Origin of the sequence: Prosthecomicrobium sp. N25 (assembly GCF_037203705.1) — a bacterium.
Taxonomy (GTDB): Bacteria; Pseudomonadota; Alphaproteobacteria; order Rhizobiales; family Ancalomicrobiaceae; genus Prosthecodimorpha.
Genome location: NZ_JBBCAT010000005.1, coordinates 212,638 through 227,546 on the forward strand (window position 1 = coordinate 212,638; position 14,909 = coordinate 227,546).

Annotated in this window: 16 protein-coding genes; 9 read left to right on the forward strand and 7 right to left on the reverse strand. The window is 69.0% G+C overall.

Annotated features, from left to right (window positions below):
* Positions 1-4 precede the first annotated feature (4 nt).
* The 7 genes from WBG79_RS25425 (at position 5) to WBG79_RS25455 (ending at position 3,971) form a co-directional block, all read left to right on the forward strand.
* On the forward strand, positions 5-193 hold the full coding sequence (locus WBG79_RS25425; RefSeq protein WP_337360042.1) for a DUF4089 domain-containing protein: 189 nt from the start codon (positions 5-7) through the stop codon (positions 191-193).
* Positions 190-1,602, forward strand: a complete 1,413-nt coding sequence (locus WBG79_RS25430; RefSeq protein ID WP_337360043.1) for an AtzE family amidohydrolase — start codon at positions 190-192, stop codon at positions 1,600-1,602. Before WBG79_RS25425 ends, WBG79_RS25430 begins: the two co-directional genes overlap by 4 nt.
* On the forward strand, positions 1,602-1,982 hold the full coding sequence (gene hpxZ, locus WBG79_RS25435) for an oxalurate catabolism protein HpxZ (protein ID WP_337360044.1): 381 nt from the start codon (positions 1,602-1,604) through the stop codon (positions 1,980-1,982). The genes WBG79_RS25430 and hpxZ overlap by 1 nt, the downstream gene beginning before the upstream one ends.
* A 5-nt stretch (positions 1,983-1,987) precedes the next feature.
* The gene (locus WBG79_RS25440) at positions 1,988-2,758 is read left to right on the forward strand and encodes a 5-formyltetrahydrofolate cyclo-ligase (protein WP_337360045.1); all 771 of its coding nucleotides are present in this window, start codon (positions 1,988-1,990) and stop codon (positions 2,756-2,758) included.
* A gap of 111 nt (positions 2,759-2,869) precedes the next feature.
* The gene (locus WBG79_RS25445) at positions 2,870-3,139 is read left to right on the forward strand and encodes a PilZ domain-containing protein (RefSeq protein WP_337360046.1); all 270 of its coding nucleotides are present in this window, start codon (positions 2,870-2,872) and stop codon (positions 3,137-3,139) included.
* Positions 3,140-3,286: 147 nt separating this feature from the next.
* On the forward strand, positions 3,287-3,550 hold the full coding sequence (locus tag WBG79_RS25450) for a PilZ domain-containing protein (protein WP_337360047.1): 264 nt from the start codon (positions 3,287-3,289) through the stop codon (positions 3,548-3,550).
* A gap of 154 nt (positions 3,551-3,704) precedes the next feature.
* On the forward strand, positions 3,705-3,971 hold the full coding sequence (locus tag WBG79_RS25455; protein ID WP_337360048.1) for a PilZ domain-containing protein: 267 nt from the start codon (positions 3,705-3,707) through the stop codon (positions 3,969-3,971).
* Positions 3,972-4,015: 44 nt separating this feature from the next.
* Here the strand turns inward: WBG79_RS25455 and urtE are convergent, their stop codons facing one another.
* From urtE to urtA, 5 genes are all read right to left on the reverse strand, one after another.
* Entirely contained in the window at positions 4,016-4,711 is a 696-nt protein-coding gene (gene urtE / locus WBG79_RS25460) for an urea ABC transporter ATP-binding subunit UrtE (RefSeq protein WP_337360049.1), read from the reverse strand.
* Positions 4,712-4,716: 5 nt separating this feature from the next.
* Positions 4,717-5,466: an urea ABC transporter ATP-binding protein UrtD gene (urtD, locus tag WBG79_RS25465; RefSeq protein WP_337360050.1), complete on the reverse strand. Its 750-nt coding sequence runs from the start codon at positions 5,464-5,466 to the stop codon at positions 4,717-4,719.
* A gap of 4 nt (positions 5,467-5,470) precedes the next feature.
* Entirely contained in the window at positions 5,471-6,607 is a 1,137-nt protein-coding gene (gene urtC / locus WBG79_RS25470; RefSeq protein WP_337360051.1) for an urea ABC transporter permease subunit UrtC, read from the reverse strand.
* Positions 6,604-8,211: an urea ABC transporter permease subunit UrtB gene (gene urtB / locus WBG79_RS25475; RefSeq protein ID WP_337360052.1), complete on the reverse strand. Its 1,608-nt coding sequence runs from the start codon at positions 8,209-8,211 to the stop codon at positions 6,604-6,606. Before urtB ends, urtC begins: the two co-directional genes overlap by 4 nt.
* Before the next feature lie 128 nt (positions 8,212-8,339).
* The gene (gene urtA, locus WBG79_RS25480) at positions 8,340-9,623 is read right to left on the reverse strand and encodes an urea ABC transporter substrate-binding protein (protein ID WP_337360053.1); all 1,284 of its coding nucleotides are present in this window, start codon (positions 9,621-9,623) and stop codon (positions 8,340-8,342) included.
* 455 nt (positions 9,624-10,078) lie between these two features.
* Here urtA and WBG79_RS25485 point away from each other — a divergent pair, with 455 nt between their 5' ends.
* On the forward strand, positions 10,079-10,768 hold the full coding sequence (locus WBG79_RS25485; protein ID WP_337360054.1) for a phosphoribosyltransferase: 690 nt from the start codon (positions 10,079-10,081) through the stop codon (positions 10,766-10,768).
* Between the two features lie 78 nt (positions 10,769-10,846).
* Complete coding sequence (locus WBG79_RS25490; RefSeq protein WP_337360055.1) at positions 10,847-11,650, forward strand: ion transporter; 804 nt, start codon at positions 10,847-10,849, stop codon at positions 11,648-11,650.
* 31 nt (positions 11,651-11,681) lie between these two features.
* Here the strand turns inward: WBG79_RS25490 and WBG79_RS25495 are convergent, their stop codons facing one another.
* Entirely contained in the window at positions 11,682-12,599 is a 918-nt protein-coding gene (locus WBG79_RS25495; RefSeq protein ID WP_337360056.1) for a hypothetical protein, read from the reverse strand.
* A 38-nt stretch (positions 12,600-12,637) separates the two neighbouring features.
* On the reverse strand, positions 12,638-14,908 hold the full coding sequence (locus WBG79_RS25500) for a capsular polysaccharide export protein, LipB/KpsS family (protein ID WP_337360057.1): 2,271 nt from the start codon (positions 14,906-14,908) through the stop codon (positions 12,638-12,640).
* Position 14,909 lies beyond the last annotated feature (1 nt).

Below are 14,909 nucleotides of genomic sequence, written 5' to 3' on the forward strand. Positions count from 1 at the left end.
ACCCATGAAGGATGCGGCTTTCGACCCCACGGCGCATGTCGCCCACATGGAGACCATGATGGGTCTCACCATCGAGGAGGCGTGGCGGCCGGTCGTCATCGGCCACATGACCGCGATCGCGAAGGCGGCCGAGATGGTCATGGGCTTCGACCTGCCGGACGACATCGAGCCGGCGGGAGTGTTCGAGGCATGAGCCTGCTGTTCGATCCCTCCCTGGGAACCGCAACCGAGATCGCCGACGCCGTCCGCTCCGGCACCGCCAGTGCCTCGGACATCGCCAGGACGGCCCTCGACCGCATCGCGGCCATGAATCCGGTCCTCAACGCCTTCACGGACGTGACCGCCGAACGCGCCCTCGCCAAGGCGGAAGCCGTCGACGCGGCCCGGGCGCGGGGCGAGGCCCTGCCGCCGCTTGCAGGCGTGCCGTTCGCCGTCAAGAATCTCTTCGACATCGAGGGGCTTCCGACGCGTGCCGGCTCGAAGATCAACCGGGAGCGGACGCCGGCCGTTCACGACGCGACCCTGGTCGCCCGGCTCGACGCCGCGGGGGCGGTGTTGCTCGGCGGCTTGAACATGGGCGAATATGCCTATGACTTCACGGGGCAAAATGCTCACGACGGCAATGCCCGCAATCCGCACGACACGCGCCGGATGACGGGCGGGTCGTCGGGCGGATCGGGCGGGGCGGTCGCGTCCGGCATGGTCCCTCTGGCGCTCGGGTCCGACACGAACGGCTCGATCCGAGTGCCTTCGAGCTTCTGCGGCCTTTTCGGCCTGAAGCCGACCTACGGGCGCCTCAGCCGTGCCGGGACCTTCCCGTTCGTGGCGAGCTTCGACCATCTCGGGCCCATGGCGCGGTCCACGGCCGATCTGGCGCTCGCCTTCGACATCTGCCAAGGGCCGGATCCGCTCGATCCGCATCTGGCCCGCCGGCCGGTCACGCCCACGATGCCCGAGCTCGGCAAGGCGCTCGACGGGCTGCGGTTCGGCATCCTGGGCGACCACTTCAAGCGCAACGGACACCCGGAGGCCTTCGCGGCCGTCGACGTTGTCGCCCGTGCGCTCGGCGCCACGCGCGAGGTCGTCCTGCCCGAAGCCGCGCGGGCCCGGGCGGCGGCCTTCGTGATCGCGGCGGCAGAGGGGGCGGCGCTGCATCTCGACCGCGTCCGCTCGCGGCCGCAGGACTTCGATCCCGACACGCGCGACCGCTTCATCGCCGGCGCCATGATCCCGGCCGCCTGGGTCATCAAGGCGCAGAAGGTCCGACGCTGGTTCAAGGACCGGGCCGCCGAGGTCTTCGCCGACCACGACATCCTGATCGCGCCGGCGACGCCCTGTTTCGCCCCGACCCAGGACCAGAAGACCCTCGTGCTCGACGGGGTCGAGATGATGCTCCGGCCCAACATGGGCATCTTCACGCAGCCGCTCTCCTGCATCGGCCTGCCGGTCGCGACCGTGCCGATCTGGCTCGACGGAGCCGCTCTGCCGATCGGGGTGCAGATCGTCGCGGCGCCCTGGCGGGAGGACCTGGCGCTTCGGGTCAGCGCGGCGCTGGAGGGCATGGGCGTGGCGAAGAGCATCGTTGCGGAGGTGATGGCCTGATGGAGGTGAACGATCCCGACGTGATGGCGGAGGTCCAGGCCGCCTTCGACGCCTACGAGACGGCCTTGGTCACCAACGACGTCGAGACCCTCGGGGCTCTGTTCTGGGACGCCCCGCAGACGATCCGCTATGGGGGCGGCGAGAACCTCTACGGGTTCGCCGAGATCGCGGCCTTCCGGGCCGGGCGGTCGCCGGCGGGGCTCGCGCGGACCCTGGAGCGGACGGTCATCACCACCTACGGGCGGGACTTCGCCACCGCGTCGACGCTCTTCCGGCGGGACAGCGCGCCCGGCAAGGTCGGCCGACAGATGCAGACCTGGGTGCGCTTCCCGGAAGGCTGGCGCGTGGTCGCCGCCCATGTCAGCGTCATCGCGGAGTGACCGCCGTGGCGGAGGGTGTCGAGCGCTGGCAGGGGCGCAACGGGGAGAAGGACGCGCTCCGGCGGGAGATCTGGTCGGCGCTGGAGACGATCGGCGCGGGGGTCGGGCCGGTGTGGAGCCGGATCCCGGACTTCGTCGGCGCGGAGGCGGCGGCCGCGCGGCTGGCGGCGACGGCCGAATGGCGGGCGGCGCGGATCGTCAAGTGCAACCCGGATCCGCCGCAGATTCCGGTGCGCCGGCGGGCGCTGGAAGAGGGCAAGCTCCTTTACGCGCCCGTGCCGGAGCTGGTGAAGCCGTTCCCCTTCGTGCTGCTCGACCCGGAGGCGCTGGCCAGGCGCCGCATCCCCTTCGCCGACGCGGCGCGCTCGGAGGTCTTCGTCGAGGAGGGCGAGCCGGTCCGCTTCCAGGACATGCGGCCGATGGACTTCGTGGTGGTCGGCTCCGTGGCGGTCACGCGCGAGGGCGGGCGGACGGGCAAGGGCGGCGGCTTCGCCGACCTGGAACTCGGGATCTTCCGCGAACTCGGCCTGGTCAGGCCATCCACGCCGATCGCCACCACGGTCCATGGGCTGCAGGTGGTGGATCGCGAGCGGCTGATCATGCAGGCGCACGACAGCGCGCTCCACTACGTCGCCACGCCCGACGCGCTGATCGAGACGCGCACGACCCACCGCCAGCCGCTCGGCGTCGACTGGGATCGCGTGCAGCCGGACCAGTATGCCGGCATCCCCTTTCTCCGCGAGCTGCGGGCGGAGATCGAGGGGCGGAGGGCTTAACGTATTCAGATTAATCATGTCAATCGTTCTACTAGTATAATAGAGAGCATGTGCTCGTCTCCGGGTGCAACTCTGATAATATTAAGCAGATTTTGATAACGGAGTCTGGGCATGTCTTACGCTGATCTGGATGGTCATCTACAGGACGAGCGACGCGACGGGTTTCGCCGGCGAACGCTCCTGCGCGCGTTGGCGGTCCTCAACAATGGATATTCGACCTTCGACGCGACGATCCGAAACCTCTCGGTGACGGGCGCCAAGCTGGAGCTGGCCCGTCCGACATTGCTGCCGATCCGGTTCGAACTCCGTTACGACAACATCAAGCGCTGGGTTCGCGTGGTCTGGCGCGACGAAAACCGGTTGGGCGTGGCGTTCGACTGAGTTGCCGCGGGCGCCCGGGGCGGGGCAGAGCGCGGCGCCGCCGTCCGGCTTAACGTTACGGACAGATCGTCCATCTCGATTGGCTGCAGTCACGGGGCGGACGGGGTAAACTGTTCCCTAATGCCAGTCAGTAAAGCCGAGCCTGTCATGGACACCACGTCTCCCGTCACCGCCTCCGACCGCCGCCGGGACCTTCGCCACCGCACTCTCCTCAAGGCGAAGGCCGTGTTCAACAGCGGGCATTCGAGCTTCGAAGGTGTCCTGCGCAATCTTTCGACCTCCGGGGCGCGGATCGAGTTCGGCGGGTTCACGCCGCTGCCGTCGGTGTTCGAGCTGCGCTGCGACGGGACGGTCCAGCGCGCGCGGGTGACATGGCGCAAGCAGGGGTCGGTCGGTGTCGCGTTTCTCTGACGGCCGCGCGCGTTCGCGGGGATTGCGAAGGGGCGCGATCACGAGCCCGTGAGCGCCCGGCGCTCTATACAATTTTAGGGAAATCGTTCGGTCGCGTTTAGCGGATCTGACGCAGCGTCATGTCCGGTACCAGGACGGTGCCTTGGAGACGACGATGACCGAGGTCCAAGAAATGGGCCCGTCGAACAGACGGACCAGTCCCCGCCGCAAGACCTATATTGCCGCCCGCGCCGTCATGAACGGCGGCTTTTCCACCATAGACCTGACCATCCGCAACCTGTCGGAGGGCGGCGCCCTGCTGCAGCTCGACAGGCTGATGCTGATGCCGAGGACCTTCGAGCTGACCTGCAAGCTGTTCAGGCGTCCGGTCCAGGTCGTCTGGCACAGGGAGACCCAGCTCGGCGTGGCCTTCGCGGGGTAGGACCGCGGGGCTGCGCAGCAATGGCCCGCCCGGGGCGGTGGCCCTCACACCGCAATCTTGCGCCTCACCGCCTCGGGGTCGACTTCGGCCTTGGTGCCGGCGATGACGACCTCGCCGCGGTCGAGGACGGCGTAGCGGTCGGCGAGTTCCTTGGCGAAGTCGAAGTACTGTTCGACGAGCAGGATCGCCATCGAGCCCTTGGAGCGGAGATATTCCAGGGCCTTGCCGATGTCCTTGATGATCGAGGGCTGGATGCCCTCGGTCGGTTCGTCGAGGACGAGCAGGCGGGGGCGGGTGACCAGGGCCCGGCCGATGGCGAGCTGCTGCTGCTGGCCGCCGGAGAGGTCGCCGCCGCGGCGGCCGAGCATGTCCTTGAGGACGGGGAAGAGGTCGTAGATCTCGTCCGGGACGTAACGCTCTGATCGGGGCAGGCAGGCGAAGCCGGTCTCGAGATTCTCCCTCACGGTCAGGAGCGGGAAGATCTCGCGGCCCTGGGGCACGAAGGCGATGCCGCGGCGGGCGCGGTCGTAGGGGGCGCTGCGGCCGAGATCCTGGCCCTCCCAGGTGATCGAGCCCCGGGCGATGGGGCGGTGGCCCGTGATGGCGCGAAGCAGGGAGGTCTTGCCGACCCCGTTGCGGCCGAGCACGCAGGTGATCTCGCCTCGGTGGGCTTCGACGGAGACGGAGCGGAGCGCCTGGGCGGCGCCGTAAAAGAGGTCGATGTTGGCGACGGACAGCATGCGGCTCAGCGTCCCAGATAGACTTCGATGACGCGCGGATCCTCGGCGACGTGGTCGATCGACCCTTCCGAGAGCACCGCGCCCTCGTGCAGGACCGTGACCTTGACCCCGAGTTCGCGGACGAAGTGCATGTCGTGCTCGACGACGACGACCGACTTGGTCTCGTTGATTTTCCGCAGCAGGTGCGCGGTCTCCATGGTCTCGGCGTCGGTCATGCCGGCGACCGGCTCGTCGACGAGCAGGAGCTTCGGTTCCTGGGCGAGCAGCATGCCGATCTCGAGCCACTGCTTCTGGCCGTGCGAGAGATTGCGGGCGAGGTCGTGCTGGCGATCCTGGAGCTTGATGGTCTCCAGGAGCTCGTCGAGCCGCGCCGCCTCCTCGCCGCTGGTGCGGTGGAGCAGGGTGCGCCAGGTGCGCCGGTCGCCCTTGAGGGCGAGGACGAGGTTGTCGCGCACGGTCTGGCTCTCGAAGACGGTCGGCTTCTGGAACTTCCGGCCGATGCCGAGCTCGGCGATGGTGGCCTCGTCGAGGAGGGTCAGGTCGGTCGAGCCGCCGAACAGGACCTCGCCCTCGTCGGGGCGGGTCTTGCCGGTGATGACGTCCATCATGGTCGTCTTGCCGGCGCCGTTGGGGCCGATGATGGCGCGCATCTCGCCCGGCGCGATCACGAAGGACAGGCCGCGCAGCGCCTTGTAGCCGTCGAAGGAGACCTTCACGCCGTCGAGGTAGAGGAGGGAGTTGCGGGCGACGTCCATGAGGTCACTCGGCTGGCTTGGGGGCGAGGGCGGCGGGGGTGCTGTCCCGCGGCCTGCGGGCCATGAGATCGGAGAGGGTGCCCACGATGCCCTTGGGCAGGAACAGCGTGACGAGCACGAACAGGAGGCCGAGGGCGAAGAGCCAGTATTCCGGGAAGGCGCCGGTGAACCAGGTCTTGCCCCAGTTGACCGCGACCGCCCCGACGACGGCGCCGACGAGCGTGCCCCGGCCGCCGACCGCGACCCAGATGACCGCCTCGATGGAGTTGGCGGGCGAGAATTCGGACGGGTTGATGATGCCCACCTGGGGGACGTAGAGGGCACCCGCGAGGCCGGCCATGCAGGCGGAGACCACGAAGACGAAGAGCTTGTAGGTCTCGACCCGGTAGCCGATGAAGCGCGTCCGGCTCTCGGCGTCGCGGATGGCGATGAGCACCTTGCCGAGCTTGGAATTGACGATCGCGGAGGAGACCAGCAGGCCGAGGATGACGGCGAGCACGGTGAGGAAGAAGAGCGTGGCCCGGGTCGTGTCGGCCTGGACGTTGAAGCCGAGGATGTCCTTGAAGTCGGTCAGGCCGTTGTTGCCGCCGAAGCCCATGTCGTTGCGGAAGAAGGCGAGCAGCAGGGCGTAGGTCATCGCCTGGGTGATGATCGACAGGTACACGCCGGTGACGCGGGAGCGGAAGGCGAACCAGCCGAACACGAAGGCGAGGAGCCCCGGCACGAGCAGGACCATCAGCATCGCGTAGGGGAAGGACGAGAAGCCGTACCAGGTGACCGGCAGGTCCTTCCAGTTCAGGAAGACCATGAAGTCCGGCAGGATCGGGTGGGCGTAGACGCCGCGGGTGCCGATCTGGCGCATCAGGTACATGCCCATGGCGTAGCCGCCGAGGGCGAAGAAGGCGCCGTGGCCGAGCGAAAGAATGCCGCAGTAGCCCCAGACCAGGTCGAGCGCGATGGCGAGGAGCGCGTAGGCGGCGTACTTGCCCCAGAGCGTGACGAGGTAGGTCGGCACGTGCAGGGGGTGGTCGGCGGGGAGGTAGAGGTTGAAGCAGGGCACCGCGACCGCGATCGCGGCGAGGACCAGGACCGCCAGCGTGACGCGGCGGTCGAAGCCCTTGAGCAGGAACGAGGTGATCATGCTTCCACCGCCCGGCCCTTGAGGGCGAAGAGACCCCGGGGACGCTTCTGGATGAAGAGGATGATGAAGACGAGGACCAGGATCTTGCCGAGCACCGCGCCGGCGTAGGGCTCCAGGAACTTGTTGACGACGCCGAGGGTCAAGGCGCCGACGAGCGTGCCCCAGAGATTGCCGACGCCGCCGAAGACCACGACCATGAAGCTGTCGATGATGTAGCTCTGGCCGAGGTTCGGGCTGACGTTGTCGATCTGGCTCAGCGCCACGCCCGCCATGCCGGCGATGCCGCAGCCGAGGCCGAAGGTCAGGGCGTCGACGAAGGGGGTGCGGATGCCCATGGCGCTCGCCATGGACCGGTTCTGTGTGACAGCGCGCATCTGCAGGCCGAGCGGCGTGCGCTTCAGGACCAGGATCAGCGCGACGAAGACGGCGAGCGCGAAGACGATGATCCAGAGCCGGCCCCAGGTGACCGCCAGGTGGCCGATCTCGAAGGAGCCCGACATCCAGGACGGGGCGCCGACCTCGCGGTTGTTCGCGCCGAAGAGGGTGCGGACGGCCTGGATCAGGATCAGCGAGATGCCCCAGGTGGCGAGCAGGGTCTCGAGCGGGCGGCCGTAGAGCCAGCGGATGACCGTGCGCTCGAGGATGACGCCGACCAGGCCGGAGGTCAGGAAGGCGAGCGGGATCGCGATGGCGAGCGACCAATCGAAGAGGCCGGGGGCCTTGGTGCGGATGATTTCCTGCACCACGAAGGTCACGTAGGCGCCGATCATCACCATCTCGCCGTGGGCCATGTTGATGATGCCCATGACGCCGAAGGTGATGGCGAGGCCGATGGCGGCGAGGAGCAGGACGGAGCCGAGCGAGAGGCCGTACCAGACGTTCTGGGCGCCGGACCACAGGGCGAGCTCGGTCTCGATGGCGCCCGCCGAGGCCTCCGCGGCGTCCTTGACCGCCTTCGGGGTGTCGGCGGGGAGCGACCGGAGCAGGGCCACAGCGTCCTGGCCGCCGCGCGCCTTGATGGTCTCGGCCGCCGCGATGCGCTCGGCCTCGGGCCGGTCGGCCGCGGTCAGCACGATCGCGGCGCGGGCGGCCGCGAAGGCGATCTTGACCTTGGCGTCGGACTCCTTGGCGATGGCGGCGTCCAGCAGGCCGAGCGCGGCGGGGTCGCGCGACTTGAAGACCGCCTCGGCGGCTTCGCGGCGCCTGGCGGGGTCCGGATTGAGCAGCGTCAGGGCGCCCAGGGCGGCGTTGATGGCCCCGCGGACGCGGTTGTTGACGCGGACCGCCGAGACGTCGACGGGCGGGGCCGCCACGGGTGCGCCGGTGGCGGCGTCGACCAGGGCCGACCCGTCGCGGACGAAGACCTTCTTGGCCTCGGCGGAGAATTCTAGCCGGCCCTCCTGCAGCGCGCCGACGATGGCGGCGGCGCGGGGGTGGCCGGAGGTCGCCAACTCGGCGACGGCCTCGCCGGTGTCGGCATAGCTGTCGGTGGTGAGCTTCTGGAGCGCGCCGTCGATCGCCTGTGCGGATGCGGGGCCGGCGAGAGCCGCGCCGAGGAGCAGGGCGGCGAGAAGGCCGAGGAGGCGGCCGATCAGGATGGGCATGGCGGGGTCCGATGCGGGCTCGAGCCGTGAAGGTCGGGAGCGGTGGTCCGGCCGGAGACGGGCCGGGGAGGCAGGATCACCGCCTCCCCGGGAGCTACAGGTTCCGTTGCGTCACGGGAAGGTGCCGATCAGCCGCACTTCTTGGTGACGGTGTTGTAGTTGCCGCACTTGAGGGTGACCCAGTCGGCCTCGAGGTCCTTGGAGCCGGGGAGGAAGTCGGTCCAGGCGTCGCCGGGAACGAGGTCCTTGGTCTTCCAGACCACGTCGAACTGGCCGTCGCCCTTGATCTCGCCGATCAGGACCGGCTTGGTGATGTGGTGGTTCGGGAGCATCTTGGAGATGCCGCCGGTCAGGTTCGGGGCCTCGATGCCCGGGAGCGCGTCGATGACCTTGTCGGGATCGGCGGAGCCGACCTTCTCCACGGCCTTGACCCACATGGCGAAGCCGATGACGTGGGCCTCCATCGGGTCGTTGGTGACGCGCTTCGGGTTCTTGGTGAACTCCTTCCACTTGGCGATGAACGCGTCGTTGGCCGGGTTCTTGACCGACTGGAAGTAGTTCCAGGCGGCGAGGTGGCCGACGAGCGGCTTGGTGTCGATGCCGGCGAGTTCCTCCTCGCCGACCGAGAAGGCCACGACCGGGATGTCGGTCGCCTTGAGGCCCTGGTTGCCGAGTTCCTTGTAGAACGGAACGTTGGCGTCGCCGTTGATGGTCGAGACGACGGCCGTCTTCTTGCCCGCCGAGCCGAACTTCTTGATGTCCGACACGATCGTCTGCCAGTCGGAATGCCCGAACGGCGTGTAGTTGATCATGATATCGGCATCGGCGACGCCCTTGGCCTTGAGGTAGGCCTCGAGGATCTTGTTGGTGGTGCGCGGGTAGACGTAGTCGGTGCCCGCGAGCACCCAGCGCTTCACCTCGCCGCCGTCCTTCGACATCAGGTAGTCGACGGCCGGGATGGCCTGCTGGTTCGGAGCGGCGCCGGTGTAGAAGACGTTGCGCTCGGATTCCTCACCCTCGTACTGGACGGGGTAGAAGAGGATCGAGTTCAGCTCCTTGAAGACCGGCAGGACGGACTTGCGGCTGACCGAGGTCCAGCAGCCGAACACCACCGAGACCTTGTCCTTGGTGATGAGTTCGCGCGCCTTCTCGGCGAAGAGCGGCCAGTTGGAAGCCGGATCGACGACGACCGCCTCGAGCTTTTTGCCGTTGACGCCGCCCTTCTTGTTCTGCTCGTCGATGAGGAAGAGCATCGTGTCCTTCAGGGTCGTCTCGGAGATCGCCATGGTGCCCGAGAGCGAGTGCAGGATGCCGACCTTGATGGTCTCCTGGGCCGAGGCCGCCGAGGCGAACGTGCCGAACGCCAGCGTGCCGGCGACCGAGAGGCTGGCCGCATAGGACTTGAAATTCATGGGTTGAGGTCCCCCAAGACTCTGCTTTCTGACTTGATCCTCAGGACCCCTCCAGGAGCCTTCGGACGGACGGTTGCCGACGGCATGGCCGAGCGGCGCCCCTTTATTCGCAAGACCGATGCCAAGCCGGCCTGTTGCAGATTCGGTAGACATTCAAATGGCTTACTTGGACCCGGTGAAAACATGGGCAGTGACTGTCCCTACGCGCCGCAAAACTTTTCATCATTTCCACAGAGTTGGCGCATAAATAGGCAATTTGCCACTGAGCTCCGGGGATGTGGGCTCGGCCTGGGCACGATTGGTGAAATTGTACACAATGTGCCCCGTCCGTCATCGCCCGCGCTGGGCAGTCCGGCCGGGGACGGCTAGAATGCCAGGCGCAGGGGCGGGGGGCCCGATGCGACGCCGTCATGCGACCGGGGCGGGGCACGGCGCGGCGTCAGGGGAGCCGATCGATGACATTCCTGAACCGCAGGGACGCCGGCCTCGAACTCGCGGCGGCGCTGGAGCACCACCGCGCCGACCGCCCCCTCGTCTACGCGTTGCCGCGGGGCGGCGTCCCGGTCGCCGCCGAGGTGGCGCGGAGCCTCGGCGCGCCGCTCGACCTTCTGATCGTCCGCAAGGTCGGCGCGCCGGCCGACCCCGAACTCGCCATCGGCGCCATCGCCGAGGGCCCGGAGCCCGTGGTCGTCCGCAACGAGGAGATGCTGGCCGGCCTGGGGCTGGGAGAGGCCGATTTCGCGGCCGCCGCGGAGGCGGAACGGGCGGAGCTGACCCGGCGACGGTGGCGCTACCTCGGCGGTCGGCATGCCTGCGATCCGAAGGGCCGCCTGGTGATCCTGGTCGACGACGGCATCGCCACGGGGGCGACGGTGACGGCGGCCGTCCGGGCGCTCCGTCTGGCCGGGGCAAGGCGGCTCGTCCTGGCGGTGCCGGTGGCGCCGCCGGACGCCTTGGCCCGGCTGCGGCCGGAGGTGGACGAGATCGTCTGCCTGGAAAGCCACGACCCGTTCGGCTCCGTCGGCGGCTTCTATCGGGATTTCGCGCAGGTCGGCGACCGCGAGGTGATCGACACGCTCCAGGCGCTCGGCCCGGGCGTTGCGACAGATCCACAGGCGGGGGAGACCGGACCGGCCGGCCCGTGACTTCGCTGCGCGGCGACCTAGAACAGCCGGGGGCCGCGGGACCTCGCGGCCGGTCCCAGACTGCCACGGAGCCTCGCCTTGAAAGACCGGGCCGCCGCCCTCCTTGCCGACCGGCGCACGGAGCGCCTCGTCACCGCCCTCATCGTCGTCAACGCCGTCACGCTCGGCCTGGAGACGAGCCCGAACGTCATGGCGGCCGCCGGGCCGCTGCTCGTGGCGATCGACCAGGCGATCCTCGCCGCCTTCGTGGTGGAACTGACGGTGCGGCTCTGGGTGCAGGGCCTGCGCTTCTTCCGCGACCCGTGGAACGTGTTCGATTTCGTCGTCGTGGCGATCGCGCTCGTGCCCGCCTCGGGACCGCTCGCGATCCTGCGCGCGCTCAGGATCCTGCGCATCCTCAGGCTGATCACCGTCGTGCCGTCGCTGAAGCGCGTCGTCGGGGCGCTGCTCGGCGCATTGCCCGGGATGGGGTCGATCATCCTCCTGCTCGGGATCATCTTCTACGTCGGCGCCGTGATGGCGACGAAGCTGTTCGGCGCGGGCCGTCCCGACGAGTTCGGGACCATCGGGGCGTCGATCTACACCCTCTTCCAGGTGATGACGCTGGACGGCTGGTCGAGCGAGGTGGTGCGTCCCGTGATGGAGAACCATCCCTACGCCTGGCTGTTCTTCATCCCCTTCATCCTGGCGAGCTCGTTCATCGCGCTCAACCTCTTCATCGGCGTCGTCGTCAACGCCATGCAGAGCGAGCACGACGCCGTTCGCGAGGAGGCCGAGGCGGCAGCGCGGGCCCGGCGCGACGACCCGATCCTGGCGGAACTCAGGGCTCTGCGCGGGGAGGTGGCGGAGCTGAGGGCGCGGCTGGCGGAGCCGGTCCGCTGAAGGCCCGGGGGGCTTTCGCCGGGCGCGACCGTCAGAACTCGAAGCCGGCGTGCGGCCGGGCGACGTAGTCGGCGTTCAGGCGCCGGTTCTCCTCGGCGAAGAGGCCGGCGAGCGTCTCGCGAAGCTCGTCCATGGGCGGCGAGAAGCGACCGAACTCGCCCGGTGGGATGAGGAGGCGGATGTCCTTGATCAGGGACTTCAGCCGATGGCCGGGCAGCTCCTCGTTGAGGTGCCGGTTGACGATCTGGGCGATGTCGATGGCGAGGGGCGACATGGCGAGGTTGAGTTCGCTCACCGCCGGCTCGACGTCGGCAAGGCGTTCGGCGGGGATGCCGCAGGCCTGCTCCAGGAAGAGGCGCATGTAGGTGGGGAAGTCGTCGCGGATGTGCTCGTAGGGGAGCACCACCAGGCGGTCGGCCCCGTATTCCTTGCGGAACGCCTCGATGAAGGCCAGCCACGACATGGTCTCGAGATTCCAGCTTTCGCGCCAGAACTTCTCGAAGGGGACGAAGACGCGGCCGTGGCGGACGAGGTGGGCGTAACAGGACAGGACGTAGCTGTCCTGCCGCCGGATCGTCAGCACCACCCGGAAGTCGTAGTCCCGGAAGTGCTTGAGGATGCGGAAGGTCCGGGGCGCCTGGCGCGCCCATTGGCCGCGCTTGCGGGGATGGATCAGGTAGTTGGTCCAGCCCTCCTCGCTGATCAGGACCTGGCTGGCGCCCTTCTCGATCCAGGGTTCGAGGAACTTGCGCACCTCCCGCCGGCTGACGTGGCCGAAGAGGGTCGGCGTCTCGTCGCGCAGCGCCTCGCCGAAGTCGGAGTTGCGCACGCGATTGGTCGGAATGTAGCTGACCCCTTCGCGCAGGAGCTGCTTGCGCGCGTCCTTGAAGGCGTGCTGGAGCGAGGTCGTGGCTGTCTTCGGCGCCCCGACGTGGAATACGATCTTCAAGGACGGCTCTCCTCGGCGCAGGCGGGAACCGCCGGTCGTCAGCGCAGGGCGACAGGCTCGGGCCGCCCTGGCTCCGGCGCAGCGTCCGGCGCCGGGGCGGGAATCACGAGATCCTCGATCGCGCAGGCCTTCCCGGACTTCGGGTCGAAGTAGCGGCTCATCTCGATCCAGGCAACGTGAAAGAGCTGTTCGAGGTCGAGCCTGCGGCTGCGGTCGGGGACGGGCGCGTGGTCCGTCGTCAGGCCCCAGCCGGCGTAGAAGGGGGCGGCGTGGCAGTGCACGGGCACGCCGGCGAGGAGCGCGATCGCGCCCGCGTCCGAGGTGGCGACGTGGACGGCGTCGTAGCGCGCGTAGGCATGGAGGCCATCCCGGTCGGGTGCCTCGAAGCCAATCTCGCGCGTGCCGGCGATGCGGCGCACGGCGGCGGGAGCCAGGACTCCCGCGCCCAGGTCGGCCGGGACGGACCCGACGACGATCTCGGCCTCGGGAGCGGTTCGGATCAGGTCCCGCAGCATGCGGCCGAACAGCTTCTCGGCCTCCTCGCCGGGGGGCACGGAGCGGTCCTCGACGCTCTGGTCGACGACCAGGATGCGAGGCCGCGAGCCCTTCGGACCCGTGGCGGCGAGGCGTGCCCCCAGGGTGGCAATCAGCGCGCCGGCGCGGGCGCGCTCGGGGCCGGAGAGGTTTCCGCACTCGCTCAATCGGCGAATCAGCCGCGGGAGCCGGCTGGTCTCGTAGTAGGGCGCTACGTCGTCGACGACCACCGACACGCGGGCGCCCCCGGCGGCGCGGGCGAGCCCCGGGCCGAGGAAGCCGGGCTCGGCATAGAGTTCCGGCCGCCCCAGCGTGCGGCGGTGGCGATGGTAGAGGGGATCCGGGTCGCTGTAGCGCTGGTCGAAGTGCAGGAGGTAGTCGGCTCCGGCCGCATCCTGGGCGTCGACCTCGGCGACGAGCCGCTTGGCGCCGAACACCGCCTTCAGGAGGGGCGTCCAGGGCTCGAGGCTGCCGCGGTTGGAAACGAGGGCGATCGACCCCTGGCCGCCGGTGCCGGCGAAGACCTCGCTCGCGCGGTTCGGGCGCATGATGTCCGGGCGCGGCTTGCGGGCTTGCCCGGCGAGGAAGTCGGAGACCCGGCCGGCGGCGAGGCCGTCGAAGCGGCCGGCTGCGAGCTCTCGGTTCGCCCATTCCAGGCCGGCCTCCGACACCATCGGGCGCCCCTTTTCGATCGCCTCGCCGAGGAGGCGGGCGAGCTCGTCACGGTTGGGGGCGCGGGCGATGTCGAGGTTGGTCCAGATCTGCTCGAAGTCGAAATAGGGCATGGAGATCGAGGGGCGTCCCATCAGGACGGCCTCGAAGAGCATCGTGGAGTTCACCGAGAGGATCGCGGCGGCGTGGTAGATCGCCTCCTCGGGCGGCAGCGAGAACTTCACCGGCCCGTCGATGGCGAAGTCCGTCGAGTCCTCGATGCGGCTGCGCTGCTCGTTGGACAGGATCACCTTCTTGGCCGGCGGCTGGCGGATGACGACCTGGATGCCCTTGTCCTCGGCGACGTCGAGGAGGTCCTCGATCGCCTCGGTCTGACGCGACAGGGCGTAGCGCTGGCTGTCGACCTGGCTGTCGAGCGGCTGGCCGGCGAAGAGCACGATCGGGCGCGCCGGATCGAGGCCGTACATCGCCGCGAAGCCGACGCGGTCGAGCATCGGCCGGTAGTCGTGGAAGATGTCGAACTTGGGCGAGCCGGTTAGCACGACCCGGTCGGCCGGATAGCCGCGCTCTGTGAAGATGCGCCGCTGCATGCCGCCCCAGACGAGGGCGTAGTCGGTCGCCGGCACGCTCGCCCCGTTGCGGGCGACGTAGTAGCGCTCCTCGTCGATGAAGACCGACTCGTGCGGCACCAGGTAGGTCGGCACGCCGAGGGAGCGGCAGGCGTAGACGAGTTCGCGCATGACCGGGTGCCAGTCGAAGCTGACCACCAGGCCGGCCACCCGGGACGCCAGGGGGGCGAGCTTGCGCATGACCAGGCGGCGCCAGCGGTCCGGGTGCTTCTGCGCGAAGACCAGAACGTCGAGGCGGGCCGTGACGTCGTCCGGGTCGCGCACGATGTCGAGCGGGTGGAAGCGGATGCCGGTCCCGCCGCGCGCTATCTTGGCGACCAGCGCGTCGCCGTGCTCGGGAATCCAGGGCATGTAGAGGAACACGGGATCGCCGCCCGGCTCCGGGCCGGGGCGAAGGCGCGAATCGTACCAGTCCGGCAGAACGTCGTCGGACGGCGTGCGCCGGAAGAAGCGCCTCAGACCATCGAGGAACAAA